Genomic DNA, 12401 nt, shown 5'->3' with positions numbered 1-12401 from the left:
CCCCGAGGTGAAGCCTGTTTCGCGCGCCGGTCAGGCCGGATCCGTCGTCGGCGCGGTTGCGCCGCGGTTCTGTGCGAGTCGCGCGGCGCTGCGGACCAGCGCGAGCACGTCGCGGCGCATCTGCTCGTCCTCGATCTGGGCGTAGGCGCGCAGCAGCTCGATGGCGCCGTGGGCGCTGAGGAAGCCGAACACGTCCTCCTGCGCGTTCTCGCGCGGCTCGTTCTCCTCGAAGAACGCGGAGACCGGAACCTCGAGGAGGCGCGCGATCTCGCGGAGCCGGCCGGCCCCGACCCGGTTCTGGCCCTTCTCGTATTTCTGAACCTGCTGGAAGGTCACGCCGACCGCGTTGCCCAGCGCGGTCTGGCTCATGCCGCGAGCCTTGCGCAGCGCTGTGATCCGGATGCCGACGAGGCGATCGACGTCCGTCGTCTGCTTCGGCATCGTCTGGCCGGAGGAATCCTTGTCCATGGCGTGGGCTGCATCCTCCTGCGGACGGGGTGTCTTCGCCTCGCTGTCGCGCCGCTTCACCGTCCGCCCCTTAGTCGCATGTCCTGCACGCCAGGTTGCCGGTACTCCGTGCCGATGTCCGGCTATAGCCCTGATCCCGACACAGGTGAACCGCGGCGCAGTAGGACACCAAGTTGTCAAGCTTCGCAAGTCGAAGGTTACATCTTCTAGTTTAAGCCCACACATCTTTGCAACATTGTTGCTCAAATGTCGACGTGGAGGTCAGGGCTGATTTCGAGGTGCGCCTTGTCGCCGCGCGGCGGTACCCCTTAGGACCACAGGGGCATGTAGGTTCGGTACCGCGCAGGAGGCACGCATGTTCATCGCGATGAATCGCTTCAAGGTCGTTAAGGACGCGACGGCGGATTTCGAGGCCGTCTGGCTCGGGCGCGACAGCCACCTCGGCGAGATGCCGGGCTTCGTCGAGTTTCACCTGCTGCGCGGCCCCGAGCACGAGGACCACGTGCTCTACGCCTCGCACACGATCTGGCGATCGCGTGCCGATTTCGAGGCCTGGACCCGGTCCGAGCAGTTCCGCAAGGCGCATGGCCGCGTGCCCTCGACCAAGCCCCTGTATCTCGGCCACCCCCAATTCGAGGGTTTCGAGACGATCCAGACGGTCGGCGGGACGGCCGATGCGCGCCAGGACGCGGACGCCGTCTGAACGCGGCGGACCCCGGCCGCCCTTCGGCCGGGGTCATTCGAGGCGCCGATCCGGTTGAAACCGCGATGAAAGAAACCCGCGTGAATTGAAATAGCTCCGGCGAAAACGGTCCCCCGTCAAACCTCGCGATGGCCGGCTGCGCCGAACAGTCACTCAGCATTAACTATGTATTGCCTCCTCCGGAAGCAGGCCCTAAGTCGCAGCGCTCATCCGCGACTGCGATCGTGAACCCGCCGGGCCCGCGGCTTGCTCCGTGACCGTCACCAGGCGGCGCTGAAACCTTTCGTGTCTCAGACTGGTACAGAGTCCGACTAAGACGGGACGTTGCGGGTCAGATGTTTCACGATCGGCTTCCGGAGACGTTTCAGGCGCTGCCGACCTCGGCGGAGCGCCGCCGCAATGTGTGGTCGGCCCTGCTGCCACGCCGCGGCCGTGCGCTGGCACGCATCGCCCTGTCCATGACTCTCGCCGCCACCGACATCGCGGCGATCGTGGCGGTGACGCTGGGCCTCGAATGCGCCTACCAAGTCCTCGCGCAGGACGGCACGGTGTGGGCGGGTCTCGTCCGCGGCTCGCGGCTGTCGGCGCTGCTGGCGCTGGTGATCGTCGCCACGAACGTCCTGCGCGAGGAGTACAGCCTCGAGAACGTGATGGCGCAGAAGCCGGGCGTCCAGCGGGTGGCCTCGCTCTGGCTGATCGCCTGGGCCGCCGTGCTCGTCGTCAGCTTCATGACGAAGACGACCAACGATTACTCGCGGCTCGTCTCGCTCGGGATCTTCGCCGCCGGCCTGCCGGTGCTCATCGCGGCGCGGGCCGCGGTGCGCCGGCTCGTGCGCGAGCGGCTGAGCGCCGGATCGGCCACCGCCAGCCGGATCCACCTCGTGGGCTACGAGGAGGACATTGCGCGCTTCTACGCCGGCAAGGAGGTCGACCAGCTCGGCTCGCGGATCATTGGGACGAGCTACCTGCGGCGGGTCGATCCCGGCGCCGACGCGGCCACGCGCCACGACCAGTTGCAGGAGGATCTCGACCTCGCCGTCTCCGTCGTCCGCTTCCTGCGGCCGGACGACGTCTTCGTGCTGGTGCCCTGGGCCGACACCGCGGAGGTCGAGCGCTGCATCGACGCCTTCCTGCGGGTGCCCTCGGCCCTCCACCTGCGTCCCGGCGCGGTCCTCGACCGGTTCCCGGACCTGCAGGTCGCCCGGGTCGGCGGCGTCTCGGGGATCAACATCGGCCGCCGTCCGCTCAACGTCGGCGAGGTCATGCTGAAGCGCGCCCTCGACCTGACGGTGGCGACCGTCGCCCTCGTGTCGCTGTCGCCGCTGCTCGCCGCGATCGCGGTGGCGATCAAGCTCGACAGCCCCGGCCCGGTCTTCTTCCGGCAGAAGCGCTACGGCTTCAACCAGCAGCCGTTCGGCGTCTTCAAGTTCCGGTCGATGCGGGCGGATCCGAACGCCGCCTTCCGGCAGGCGACCCGCAACGACAGCCGCATCACCCGGATCGGCGCGATCCTGCGCCGGACGAACCTCGACGAGCTGCCCCAGCTGATCAACGTCCTGCGCGGAGAGATGTCGCTGGTCGGCCCCCGTCCGCACGCTTTGGCGCACGATCGGAGCTTCGAGCGCCGGATCGCCCTCTACGCCCGCCGGCACAACGTGAAGCCCGGGATCACCGGCTGGGCCCAGGTCAACGGCTACCGCGGCGAGACGCAGACCGACCTCGCCATGGAGCGGCGCGTCGCCTGCGACCTGCACTACATCGACAACTGGTCGATCTGGTTCGACATCCAGATCATGATCCAGACGGTCGTCTCGCGCCGCGCCTACCAGAACGCCTTCTGACCGGAACCAGACGCCCGTCCGCTGGAAGTGGCGCCTCAGGGGGCCTGCTTCCGCTCCCGGCAGGCGCCACAATCGCCCTCGACCTCCAGGATGCTGTGGGTCGGGGTGAAGCCGGCCCGCTCCAGCGTGCGCCCCAGGCTGCCCTCGACTTCCTCCGACGAGGCCTCGTCGACGCCGCCGCAGGTGCGGCAGATCAGGAAGATGACCCCCTCCCCTGGGGCGTGGCCGTGCGCGCAGGGGATGAAGGCGTTGCGGCTCGCGATCCGGTGGACCAGACCCTGCTCCATGAGGAAGTCGAGGGCGCGGTAGACCGAGACCGGGGCCACGCGCTTGCCCGGCGCGCTCAGCCGCTCGGCGATGTCGTAGGCGCCCTGAGCCTTGGCGGACTCGGCTACGGCCTCGAGCACCTCCCGGCGCAGGGGCGTGAACTGAAGACCGCGCTCGCGACACAGGGCCTCGGCCCGCGCGAGCATGTCACCGGTGCCGGCGTGGCACGCGTCGTGACCCTCGTGACGGTGCATGATCGCTCCAGACGTGATCCGCAGGTTGTCCCACGGGTTTGTTACAGTGTATCACCGCCGCCCAGCAGCGCACCAGTAGCCCCGCGCGGTGCCCGCGCCGGCGTGAGCGCGCGACGAGGACCCCGTGCCGACCATTCCCAGCCCGAGACACGCGGCGCGGCGATCGCTGTTCCAGAGCGGGATCGGCCTGCGGCTGGCGCTCGCCGCGCTGCTCTCGGCGCTGGTCTGGCTGACCATCGCCTGGGCGCTGGCGACATGAGCGGCGCGCGCCCGGATCCGATCCGCCTCGTCGGTCTCACCCTCGGTTACGACCGGCATCCGGCGGTCCACCACCTCGACGGGTCCGTGCGGGCCGGCGACTTGCTCGCCCTCGTCGGCCCGAACGGGGCCGGCAAGTCGACGCTCCTCAAGGGCATGGCCGGAGAGATCCGCTGCCTGGACGGGCGCATCGAGCGCGCCGGCGCCCTCGCCTACATGCCGCAGGTCGACGAGATCGACCGGAGCTTCCCACTCACCGTCATGGATCTCGCCGGCATGGGCCTCTGGCGGCGCGCGGGGGCGTGGCGCAGCCTCACCCGGCGGCGCCCGGCGATCGAGGCGGCGCTGGCCGCGGTCGGCCTCGACGGTTTCGCCGCGCGGCCGATCGGCACCCTGTCGGGCGGACAGTTCCGGCGCGCCCTGTTCGCCCGTCTGATCCTGCAGGACTGCCCGGTCGTGCTCCTCGACGAGCCGTTCACCGGCATCGACGCGCGGACGGTGGACGATCTCCTGGCGCTCATCCGCACGTGGCACGCCGAGGGGCGGACCGTCGTCGCCGCCCTGCACGACCTCCAGCAGGTCCGGGCGCATTTCCCGACGACGCTGCTGCTCGCCCGGGAGCCCGTGGCCTGGGGACCGACCGCGCGCGTCCTGACGGCCGAGAACCTCGCGCGCGCCCGCAACCTGTCCGAGGCCTGGGACGAGGGCGCGGCGATCTGCGCCGGGCCGCGGGCCGTCGCGGCGGCGCACGACCACGGCGGCGCGGACCATCACCACCACGAGGACGCCGCGTGACCGATCCGCTCGGATCCCTGTTCGCGCCGTTCGTGGAGTTCGGCTTCATGCGCCGGGCCCTGGCGGGCTGCCTCGCCCTGTCGGTCTCGGCGCCGCCCATCGGCGTGTTCCTGACGCTGCGCCGCATGAGCCTGATGAGCGACGCGATGAGCCACGCGATCCTGCCCGGCGCCGCGGTCGGCTTCCTGGTCGCCGGCCTGTCGCTGCCGGCGATGACGCTGGGCGGCCTCGTCGCCGGCCTCGCGGTCGCCCTCCTGGCCGGCGCCGTCACCCGCGCGACGGTCGTCCGGGAGGACGCGAACCTCGCCGCCTTCTATCTCATCTCGCTCGCGGCCGGCGTGCTGCTGGTCTCCCTGCGCGGCTCGCAGATCGACCTCATGCACTTCCTGTTCGGCTCGGTCCTGGCGCTCGACGACGACGCGCTGTGGCTGCTCGGCGGCATCAGCACGCTGACCCTGCTGGCCCTGGCCCTGATCTACCGGCCGCTCGTGATGGAATGCGTCGATCCCCTGTTCCTGCGGAGCGTGAGCCGCAGCGGCGGCCCGGTTCACCTCGCCTTCCTGGCGCTGGTGGTGGTGAACCTCGTCGGCGGGTTCCAGGCCCTCGGCACGCTGCTGGCGGTGGGGCTGATGCTGCTGCCGGCGGTGGCGGCCCGGTTCTGGGCCCGCGACCTGGCCGGCCTGATCCCGGTCTCGATGCTGATCGCGGCCCTGGCGAGCGTGTCGGGGCTCAGCCTGTCGTACCGGTACGACGTGCCGAGCGGGCCGGCCATCGTGCTGGCGGCCGGTGCCCTCTACGTCGCCTCGATGATGGTCGGCCCGCGCGACGGCCTGCTCCGCCGCCTCGTCCGGCCGCGCCACCTCGAGGCCTGATCAGGGCTGATCCTTGAGCGCCGCGAGCCCCTCGCGATAGGTCGGATAGGCGAGCGCGACGCCGAGTTCGTCGCGGATCAGCCGGTTCCGGACGCGCTTGTTCTCGCCGTAGAAGCTGCGCGCCATCGGCGACAGGTCGGCGGTCTCGAAATCGATCTCGGGCGGCAGCGGCAGGCCTGTGAGGGCCGCGGCGTGCTCGGTCACGGTCTGGGGCGCGATCGGCTCGTCGTCGGTGACGTTGTAGATCGCCCCCGGCCGCGGCCGGTCGATCGAGGCGAGCAGCGTCGTGGCGATGTCGTCGACGTGGATGCGGTTGAAGACCTGCCCGGCCTTCACGATGCGCTGCGAGCGGCCCTCCCGCAGCTTCACGATCGGGTTGCGCCCGGGTCCGTAGATGCCCGAGAGCCGGAAGACCTGAACGGCCTTGCCGGTCGCGGCGCCGAGCGCCAGCCACGCCGCCTCGGCGTCGACGCGCACCTTGGACCGGGCGCTGCGCGGGGTCGCCGGCGTGGTCTCGTCGATCCAGGCGCCGCCCTGGTCGCCGTAGACGCCGATGGTGGACAGGTAGCCGATCCACCGGATCCGGCTCGCCGCGACGGCGTCGGCGTAGCGGGCCAATACCGGGTCGCCGGCCTCGCCGGGGGGCGCCGAGACGAGGAGCACGTCCGTGTCGGCGAGATCCGCCGCGATCCGGGGATCGTCGGCCTCCGGCCCGAAAGCGCGCATGGCGAAGCCCGTCTCCGCGGCGACGCGGTCGGCGGCCGCGGGGTCGGTCACCGTGGCGCGGACGGTCCCGAAACGCGGCCGCGCCCGCTCAGCGAAGTGACGGCCCGTGAAGCCGAGCCCGAAGACGAAGAGGTTCATGCCGCGGATGTCTCGTCCGTCCGCGGTTCCGTCAAGCCGGTGACGGTCCGCCACTCGTCCCGCACGTGGGCGTCGGTCTCGGAATCGCCGTGCTGCCGCCCGAGCGCGCGCACGGCCTCGGGCGCCAGCAGCCGGCCGCAGGCCCAGACCGCCATGCCGCGCACCAGTGGAGACGGGTCGCGCAGGCGCGCAACGGCCGCCTCCGCGAGCGACGGGTCATCGGAATTCCCGATCGCGATCATGACGTTGCGGAGGAAGCGGTCGCGCCCGGTGCGCTTCACCGGCGTGCCGGCGAAGAAGGTGCGGAACGCCGCGTCGTCGAGGCCCGCGAGATCCGAGAGCGCCGGGGCCGCCAGGTCCGCCCGCGCGGCGAGGCGGCTCTCCGCCGCGGTGCGGGCGAACTTGTTCCAGGGGCAGACGGCCAGGCAATCGTCGCAGCCGAACACCCGGTTGCCGATTGCCGCCCGGAACGCCGCCGGGATCGGCCCGGCATGCTCGATCGTCAGGTACGAGATGCAGCGGCGGGCATCGAGCCGGTAAGGCCCCGGGAACGCGTCGGTGGGGCAGACGTCCAGGCAGGCGCGGCACGAGCCGCAACGGTCGGGCTCCGGCGGGTCGGGCTCGAATTCCGCGCTCGTGTAGATCGCGCCGAGGAGCAGCCAGTTGCCGTGCCCGCGGGAGATCAGCACCGTGTGCTTGCCCTGCCAGCCGAGGCCGGCCGCCTCCGCCAGGGTCTTCTCCATGACGGGGGCGGTGTCGCAGAAGACCTTCACCCGCACGTCGCCCTTAGCCGACAGATACCCACCCAATTCTTTCAGGCGGCCCTTCAAAACCTCGTGATAGTCCCGCCGCTGCGCGTAGGCGGCGACGGCACCGCGGTCGCGAAGCGCCACGAGGTCGAGGGGATCGTGCTCCGGCCGGTAGCTCATCGCCAGGACCAGGATGCTGCGCAGACCGGGCCACAGCGCGACCGGGCTGGCGCGCTGGTCGGCCCGCTCCGCCATCCAGTCCATGGTGCCCTGCGCGCCCTCGGCGAGCCAGGCGGAAAGGCGGCCGGGCAGGTCGGGCAGCCGGTCGGGTCGGGTCACGCGCAAGCCGCAGAACCCGAGCGTCCGGGCCCGGGTCTCGACGAGGCGTCGCAGGTCGGCGCCGTGGTAGGTCCGTCGGGCGTTCAGAAATCCAGATCCGCGTAGTGGGCGGCCGGTGCCATCCCGGCCACCCGGTCGGCGAGCAGGGCGCGGAACGAGGGCCGCGACTTGACGCGGGCGTACCAATTCCGCGCCATCTCGTCCTCGTCCCAGGGCACGTCGCCCAGGTAGTCGACGCAGGAGAGATGGGCGGCCGCCGCGAGATCGGCATAGGTCAGGTTGTCGCCGGCGATCCAGCGCCGCCGCGCGATGAGGTAGCCGATGTATTTGAGGTGGTAGCGCACGTTGGACCGCGCCGCGCGGATCGCGTTCATGTCGGGCGGGCCGCCGCCCTCGTTGGCCGACATGAAGCGCTTCGAGATCTTCTCGTTGACGAGGTAGGCGGTCACCTCGGACTCGAACTTCACCAGGAACCAGTCCAGCAGGCGCCGCACCTCCACGCGCTCGACGGTGTCCTCCGGCAGCATCCGCCGCCCCGAGAGCCCGAGGCCGCGGGTCTCGTCGAGGTACTCGGCGATGACGCCGGCGCCGGGAACCACGAGGCCGTTCTGCTCCAGCAGCACGGGCGTGACGCCCGCCGGGTTGATCAGCAGGAAGTCGTCGCGCCGCTCCCAGGGCCGTTCTTCGAACAGCGTCGGCTCCATGCCCATCTCGGCGAGCACGAGACGGATGAAACGGGAATTCGCGCAGAAGGGGAAATGGTAGAGGGTTGCCATCGAGGCCGTGCGGGACGTTCGGTCTGCCAGCGCGGCCGGTCCCGCGCTCGTCGTGGGTCCTGAAGCGCGGGTCTTCGGCGCAGAGGACTTCGGACCGAGCGTTATTGCTCGACCGTTGCCGAGCCCTTAACACGCGCGGCCCGGCCCGGTAACTGCCCGTCAACCCTGATCGGCGAAGCCTCGGGTACAACCATTTCGCGTGGCAGGCGGTGGCCCGACGGGGGCCTCCGCGCGCGCGGCACAGGGCGTCGCGATGGATCCGGCAAGCATCGGCAAGGCAGTGCTGCTCGCCCTGGTGGAGGGGGCGACCGAGTTCATCCCGGTCTCCTCCACCGGCCACCAGCTGCTGGTGGGGCACTTCATCGGCTTCCACTCGCCCAACAACACCTTCGAGGTGCTGATCCAGCTCGGCGCGATCCTGGCGATCCTGCTGGTGTATTTCCGCCGCCTCCTGGGGATCGCCACCGCGTTGCCGTCCGACCCGAAGGCGCGCCGCTTCGTCCTCGGCATCCTGGTGGCGTTCCTGCCGGCGGCGATCATCGGCGGCCTCTTCTCGAAGCTGATCAAGGCCTACCTGTTCAACCCGTGGATCGTCTGCGCGACCCTGGTGGCCGGCGGCCTCGTGCTCCTCGTCATCGACGACACCGACCTCGAGGTGAAGAAGACTGACGTCTACGACTTCTCGCTGCCGATGGACCTGAAGATCGGCATCTTCCAGTGCCTGGCGATGATACCCGGCGTCTCGCGCTCGGGCGCCACGATCGTGGGCGCCATGCTGATGGGCGCCGACAAGCGCTCGGCCACCGAGTTCTCGTTCTACCTCGCGATGCCGACCATGGCGGGCGCCTTCGCCAAGGACCTGCTCGACAACTACAAATACCTTTCGAGCAACGATGTCGGGCTGATCGCGATCGGCTTCATCGTCTCGTTCGTCTCGGCGCTGTTCGTGGTGCGGTTTCTCCTCGACTACGTCTCCCGCCACGGTTTCTGGCTGTTCGCGTGGTGGCGGATCATCGTCGGTGCCCTCGGCTTCGCCGGCCTGATCATCCTCGGCTGACGCGGGCGGGATCGCGCCCCGTTCGGTCAGCCCGGGCTCGCCGGCAGCGGCTCGGACTCGCGATCCGGATCGGCAGGTGCCCCTGACCGCACCTGCGCCGCATCACTCAAAAATCGGTGATCCGCGGCTTGAGCTTTCCTCAACCATCGGGCGATTGCCAGCGGCGGAGCGGCGTGCGAGGCAAACGCATGAAAGCGGTGCAGAAGACGCCGCGCCCTGGGACGTACCGATGGAAGACAGACCGCTCGCCGACCTCTTCGAGCCCGCAGACCGGGCGCGCTGGCTCGGCCTCGTCGAAGGCGTCCTGAAGGGCGCCGATTTCGAGAAGCGGCTGGTGTCGCGGACGGCCGACGGACTGCGGATCGAACCCCTCTACGGACCGGCCGAGCCGGCGGCGCAGCCGGTGCGCGAGCCGGGACCCTGGCGGATCGCCCAGCGGGTCGACCATCCCGACCTCGGAACCGCGAACACGCAGGCGCTCACCGACCTCGAGGGCGGGGCCGATGCCCTCGTGCTCGCCGTCGCGGGTGCGCCGGGCGCCCGCGGCTACGGTCTCACCGCGGCGAGCGTCGAGGAGCTCGACGCCGCCCTGAAGGGCGTGATGCTGCCGCTGATCGCCCTGCGGATCGATGCTGGCGGCCGCGGCCTGGAGGTGGCCCAGCTGGTCAAGGCGCTGGCGGAGCGCCGCGGCGAGGATCTCTCGACCTACGACGTCGATCTGGGGGTCGATCCCGTCGGTGTCCTGGCGGCCACCGGCAGCCTCGGAGCCGTCTGGACCGACATCGCGCCCCGCCTCGCCGAGGTCGTGGCCGAGCTGGAGGCTGCGGGTTTCCGCGGCCGGGCCTTCCTGGCCGACGGCCGGCCCTACCACGAGGCCGGCGCCGGCGAGGCGGCGGAACTCGGCGCGGTGCTCGCCACCGCCGTCGCCTACCTGCGCGCCCTGGAAGCGGCCGGTCACGATCTCGCGAGCGCGCGCGACCGCGTCGCCGTGCTGCTCGCGGCCGATGCCGACGAGTTCGTCACCGTCGCGAAGTTCCGCGCGATGCGGCGCCTCTGGGCGCGCGTCGAGCAGGCCTGCGGCCTCGAGCCGAAGCCGCTGCGCCTCCACGCCGAGACCGCGTGGCGGATGATGACCAAGCGCGACCCGTTCGTGAACATCCTCCGGACCGGCATGGCGGCGGCCTCGGCCGGCATGGGCGGCGCCGACAGCGTCGCGGTCCTGCCGTACACGCAGGCCCTCGGCCTGCCCGACGCCTTCGCCCGGCGCGTGGCGCGCAACAGCCAGATCGTGCTCATCGAGGAATCGCACCTCGCGCGGGTCAGCGACCCCGCGGCCGGCGCCGGCGGTTTCGAGGCCCTGACGGCCGAGCTCGCCGAGGCGGGCTGGGCGGCGTTCCAGGCGATCGAGGCCGAGGGCGGGATCGTCGCCTCGCTCAGCGTCGGCAAGCTCCAGCGGCGGATCGAGCTGACCCGCGAGGCCCGCGCCAAGGCGGTGGCGACCCGCCGCGAACCGCTCACCGGTGCGAGCGAGTTTCCGAACCTCCCCGAGAAGCCGGTCACGGTTCTCGACGTGCCGCCCATGGCGGCGGTGCGCGGATCCAACTTCGGCGCGGGCTCGGCGGTCGCCTGCGACGCGCTGCCGTCCCAGCGCCTCGCGGAGCCCTACGAGGCCCTGCGGGACGCCTCGGACGCCTTCCTCGCCAAGACCGGTCGCAGGCCGGTCGTGTTCCTGGCCAATCTCGGCCCGGTGGCGGCCTTCAACGCCCGGGCGACCTTCGCGGCCAACGCCTTCGCGGCCGGCGGGCTCGAGGCTCTGTCGAACGAGGGCTTCCCCGATGCCGAGGCGGCGGCGGCGGCGTTCCGGGAATCCGGCGCGAGCCTCGCCTGCATCTGCTCCACCGACGGGATCTACGCCGAGCGCGCGGTCGCGACCGCGGAGGCGCTGACCGGGGCCGGCGCCGGACCGGTCTACCTCGCCGGGAAGCCGACGGACCTGGCCGAGCCGCTGAAGCAGGCGGGCGTGGCCGCCTTCCTGCATGTCGGCTGCGACCTTCTCGCCCTCCTCAACGCGGCACTCCGTGCGGCCATGCGGACGCCCGCGCCGCAGGCCCCGCGCTGACGGGGCGCCGATCTCCCCGAAGCTCTCGGCACTCCGGATCCGCATGACGCCCCGCATCGCCGTCGCCCTGCTCCTCGCCGGCACGCTGCCCGCCGCGTCCGCCCCCCGCGCCGCCCTGCCCGATCGGTTCGACGGCACCTGGAGCGTCGAGATCATCACCGAGACGGGGAACTGCGACCGTGCCTACCGCTACCCGGTGCGGATCGAGCGCGGGCGGGCGCGCTTCATCGGGACTGCCTTCGTGGTCGAGGGTGGCGTCGCGCGGAACGGGGCGATCCGCGGCTCGATCTCCAACGGCGCCGCCACCGCCGACGTGCGGGGACGCCTGGGCTCGGACGGCTTCGGTGCCGGAACCTGGGTCTCGACCGGGGCCCTCGCCTGCCAGGGACACTGGAACGCGGAGCGGCGCGGCTGAGCGCGGCTGTGGCCGTCGCGAAACAGCCCGGATCTTGCCCGGAATCGGGCACCCGGACCGAACCGCCAGCCCCGATCCCGACGCAATCATGAGCGAGAGCTGAACACGGTTCGGACACCCGACGAGGCCGCCCGTATGAAGACTTCGATCCTCGCCACCTTCGCCGTCCTCGCGCTCGTCTCGGCCGCCGAGGCGCGGCCTCACCGGCACCCGGCCGCCCCGAAGGTGAACGCGGCGGAGGCCGAGAAGGTGTTGGCGCCGCTGCGGCAGGCCGCCACCGCGTGCTTCGCCGAGACGGTGCTGTCGAACCCGAAGGCGACGGCAGAGGCGCGCGCCGGCCGCTGGTACGAGGCCGTCGGCATCACGGGCTTCCTGTGCCGCCCGGAGGTCGCCGCGATGATCCGGACCCACGACAACCTCTACGGCGCGAAGACCGGTGAGCGCTACTTCAAGGGCGCGTACGTCAAGCATCTGGACCAGCAGCTCGCCGAGCGCCTTCAGCCGATGTTCGCCCGCAAGGCCGTCGCCAGCGCCGAGCCGCCACTCGAGAAGGCCTCGGCGGAGGAGCCGGCCGAGAACAACTGAGCGGGAACCGTCCGGGGTCGCCGCGCCTTCCCCGACCCG

The 12401-nt window shown here is 71.3% G+C and carries 14 protein-coding genes; 9 read left to right on the top strand and 5 right to left on the bottom strand.

Annotated elements, in window-relative coordinates:
- Positions 1 to 30: 30 nt before the first annotated feature.
- Complete coding sequence (locus ACLBX8_RS14850; protein WP_020094642.1) at positions 31 to 468, bottom strand: helix-turn-helix domain-containing protein; 438 nt, start codon at positions 466 to 468, stop codon at positions 31 to 33.
- Positions 469 to 823: 355 nt separating this feature from the next.
- On the opposite strand from ACLBX8_RS14850, the gene ACLBX8_RS14845 reads away from it, so the two are divergent.
- Entirely contained in the window at positions 824 to 1171 is a 348-nt protein-coding gene (locus tag ACLBX8_RS14845) for an antibiotic biosynthesis monooxygenase family protein (RefSeq protein WP_042672224.1), read from the top strand.
- 335 nt (positions 1172 to 1506) lie between these two features.
- Complete coding sequence (locus ACLBX8_RS14840) at positions 1507 to 3012, top strand: undecaprenyl-phosphate glucose phosphotransferase (protein ID WP_447715430.1); 1506 nt, start codon at positions 1507 to 1509, stop codon at positions 3010 to 3012.
- Between the two features lie 35 nt (positions 3013 to 3047).
- On the opposite strand, the gene ACLBX8_RS14835 is transcribed toward ACLBX8_RS14840, so the two are convergent.
- Positions 3048 to 3533 carry a transcriptional repressor gene (locus tag ACLBX8_RS14835; protein WP_020094645.1) on the bottom strand — a complete coding sequence of 162 codons (486 nt, stop codon included), beginning with the start codon at positions 3531 to 3533 and terminating at the stop codon, positions 3048 to 3050.
- Positions 3534 to 3657: 124 nt separating this feature from the next.
- Between ACLBX8_RS14835 and ACLBX8_RS14830 the strand changes: the two genes are divergently transcribed.
- From ACLBX8_RS14830 to ACLBX8_RS14820, 3 genes are read left to right on the top strand one after another with little or no spacing between them, the layout of a single operon-like run.
- The gene (locus ACLBX8_RS14830; protein ID WP_020094646.1) at positions 3658 to 3792 is read left to right on the top strand and encodes a hypothetical protein; all 135 of its coding nucleotides are present in this window, start codon (positions 3658 to 3660) and stop codon (positions 3790 to 3792) included.
- Positions 3789 to 4586, top strand: coding sequence for a metal ABC transporter ATP-binding protein (locus ACLBX8_RS14825; RefSeq protein WP_447715429.1), 798 nt, complete (start codon positions 3789 to 3791; stop codon positions 4584 to 4586). The genes ACLBX8_RS14830 and ACLBX8_RS14825 overlap by 4 nt, the downstream gene beginning before the upstream one ends.
- A 47-nt stretch (positions 4587 to 4633) precedes the next feature.
- On the top strand, positions 4634 to 5458 hold the full coding sequence (locus ACLBX8_RS14820) for a metal ABC transporter permease (protein ID WP_427509875.1): 825 nt from the start codon (positions 4634 to 4636) through the stop codon (positions 5456 to 5458).
- Here ACLBX8_RS14820 and ACLBX8_RS14815 read toward each other — a convergent pair whose 3' ends face one another.
- The 3 genes from ACLBX8_RS14815 to ACLBX8_RS14805 are packed head-to-tail and all read right to left on the bottom strand — an operon-like array spanning position 5459 to position 8186.
- Positions 5459 to 6322, bottom strand: a complete 864-nt coding sequence (locus ACLBX8_RS14815; protein ID WP_447715428.1) for an SDR family oxidoreductase — start codon at positions 6320 to 6322, stop codon at positions 5459 to 5461. It abuts the gene before it with no gap.
- Positions 6319 to 7464, bottom strand: a complete 1146-nt coding sequence (gene queG, locus ACLBX8_RS14810) for a tRNA epoxyqueuosine(34) reductase QueG (RefSeq protein ID WP_447715452.1) — start codon at positions 7462 to 7464, stop codon at positions 6319 to 6321. Before queG ends, ACLBX8_RS14815 begins: the two co-directional genes overlap by 4 nt.
- Before the next feature lie 29 nt (positions 7465 to 7493).
- Positions 7494 to 8186, bottom strand: a complete 693-nt coding sequence (locus ACLBX8_RS14805) for a glutathione S-transferase family protein (protein WP_020094651.1) — start codon at positions 8184 to 8186, stop codon at positions 7494 to 7496.
- Between the two features lie 253 nt (positions 8187 to 8439).
- Between ACLBX8_RS14805 and ACLBX8_RS14800 the strand changes: the two genes are divergently transcribed.
- The 4 genes from ACLBX8_RS14800 to ACLBX8_RS14785 all read left to right on the top strand — a co-directional run bounded on the left by ACLBX8_RS14800 (position 8440) and on the right by ACLBX8_RS14785 (position 12362).
- The gene (locus tag ACLBX8_RS14800; protein WP_020094652.1) at positions 8440 to 9243 is read left to right on the top strand and encodes an undecaprenyl-diphosphate phosphatase; all 804 of its coding nucleotides are present in this window, start codon (positions 8440 to 8442) and stop codon (positions 9241 to 9243) included.
- Between the two features lie 229 nt (positions 9244 to 9472).
- On the top strand, positions 9473 to 11362 hold the full coding sequence (locus ACLBX8_RS14795; RefSeq protein ID WP_447715427.1) for a methylmalonyl-CoA mutase family protein: 1890 nt from the start codon (positions 9473 to 9475) through the stop codon (positions 11360 to 11362).
- A 43-nt stretch (positions 11363 to 11405) separates the two neighbouring features.
- On the top strand, positions 11406 to 11777 hold the full coding sequence (locus ACLBX8_RS14790; RefSeq protein ID WP_447682376.1) for a hypothetical protein: 372 nt from the start codon (positions 11406 to 11408) through the stop codon (positions 11775 to 11777).
- Positions 11778 to 11912: 135 nt separating this feature from the next.
- Positions 11913 to 12362: a hypothetical protein gene (locus ACLBX8_RS14785; protein ID WP_091680812.1), complete on the top strand. Its 450-nt coding sequence runs from the start codon at positions 11913 to 11915 to the stop codon at positions 12360 to 12362.
- Positions 12363 to 12401 lie beyond the last annotated feature (39 nt).

It is taken from the genome of Methylobacterium sp. D48H (genome assembly GCF_053345715.1).
This window is presented reverse-complemented; position numbering and strand designations above follow the sequence as displayed.

What these genes read in the sequence shown, in the direction of transcription:
- ACLBX8_RS14850 (WP_020094642.1), bottom strand. Translation starts at nt 468, where the DNA reads ATGGACAAGGATTCCTCCGGCCAGACGATGCCGAAGCAGACGACGGAC.
- ACLBX8_RS14845 (WP_042672224.1), top strand. Translation starts at nt 824, where the DNA reads ATGTTCATCGCGATGAATCGCTTCAAGGTCGTTAAGGACGCGACGGCG.
- ACLBX8_RS14840 (WP_447715430.1), top strand. Translation starts at nt 1,507, where the DNA reads ATGTTTCACGATCGGCTTCCGGAGACGTTTCAGGCGCTGCCGACCTCG.
- ACLBX8_RS14835 (WP_020094645.1), bottom strand. Translation starts at nt 3,533, where the DNA reads ATGCACCGTCACGAGGGTCACGACGCGTGCCACGCCGGCACCGGTGAC.
- ACLBX8_RS14825 (WP_447715429.1), top strand. Translation starts at nt 3,789, where the DNA reads ATGAGCGGCGCGCGCCCGGATCCGATCCGCCTCGTCGGTCTCACCCTC.
- ACLBX8_RS14820 (WP_427509875.1), top strand. Translation starts at nt 4,634, where the DNA reads ATGCGCCGGGCCCTGGCGGGCTGCCTCGCCCTGTCGGTCTCGGCGCCG.
- ACLBX8_RS14815 (WP_447715428.1), bottom strand. Translation starts at nt 6,322, where the DNA reads ATGAACCTCTTCGTCTTCGGGCTCGGCTTCACGGGCCGTCACTTCGCT.
- ACLBX8_RS14805 (WP_020094651.1), bottom strand. Translation starts at nt 8,186, where the DNA reads ATGGCAACCCTCTACCATTTCCCCTTCTGCGCGAATTCCCGTTTCATC.
- ACLBX8_RS14800 (WP_020094652.1), top strand. Translation starts at nt 8,440, where the DNA reads ATGGATCCGGCAAGCATCGGCAAGGCAGTGCTGCTCGCCCTGGTGGAG.
- ACLBX8_RS14795 (WP_447715427.1), top strand. Translation starts at nt 9,473, where the DNA reads ATGGAAGACAGACCGCTCGCCGACCTCTTCGAGCCCGCAGACCGGGCG.
- ACLBX8_RS14790 (WP_447682376.1), top strand. Translation starts at nt 11,406, where the DNA reads ATGACGCCCCGCATCGCCGTCGCCCTGCTCCTCGCCGGCACGCTGCCC.
- ACLBX8_RS14785 (WP_091680812.1), top strand. Translation starts at nt 11,913, where the DNA reads ATGAAGACTTCGATCCTCGCCACCTTCGCCGTCCTCGCGCTCGTCTCG.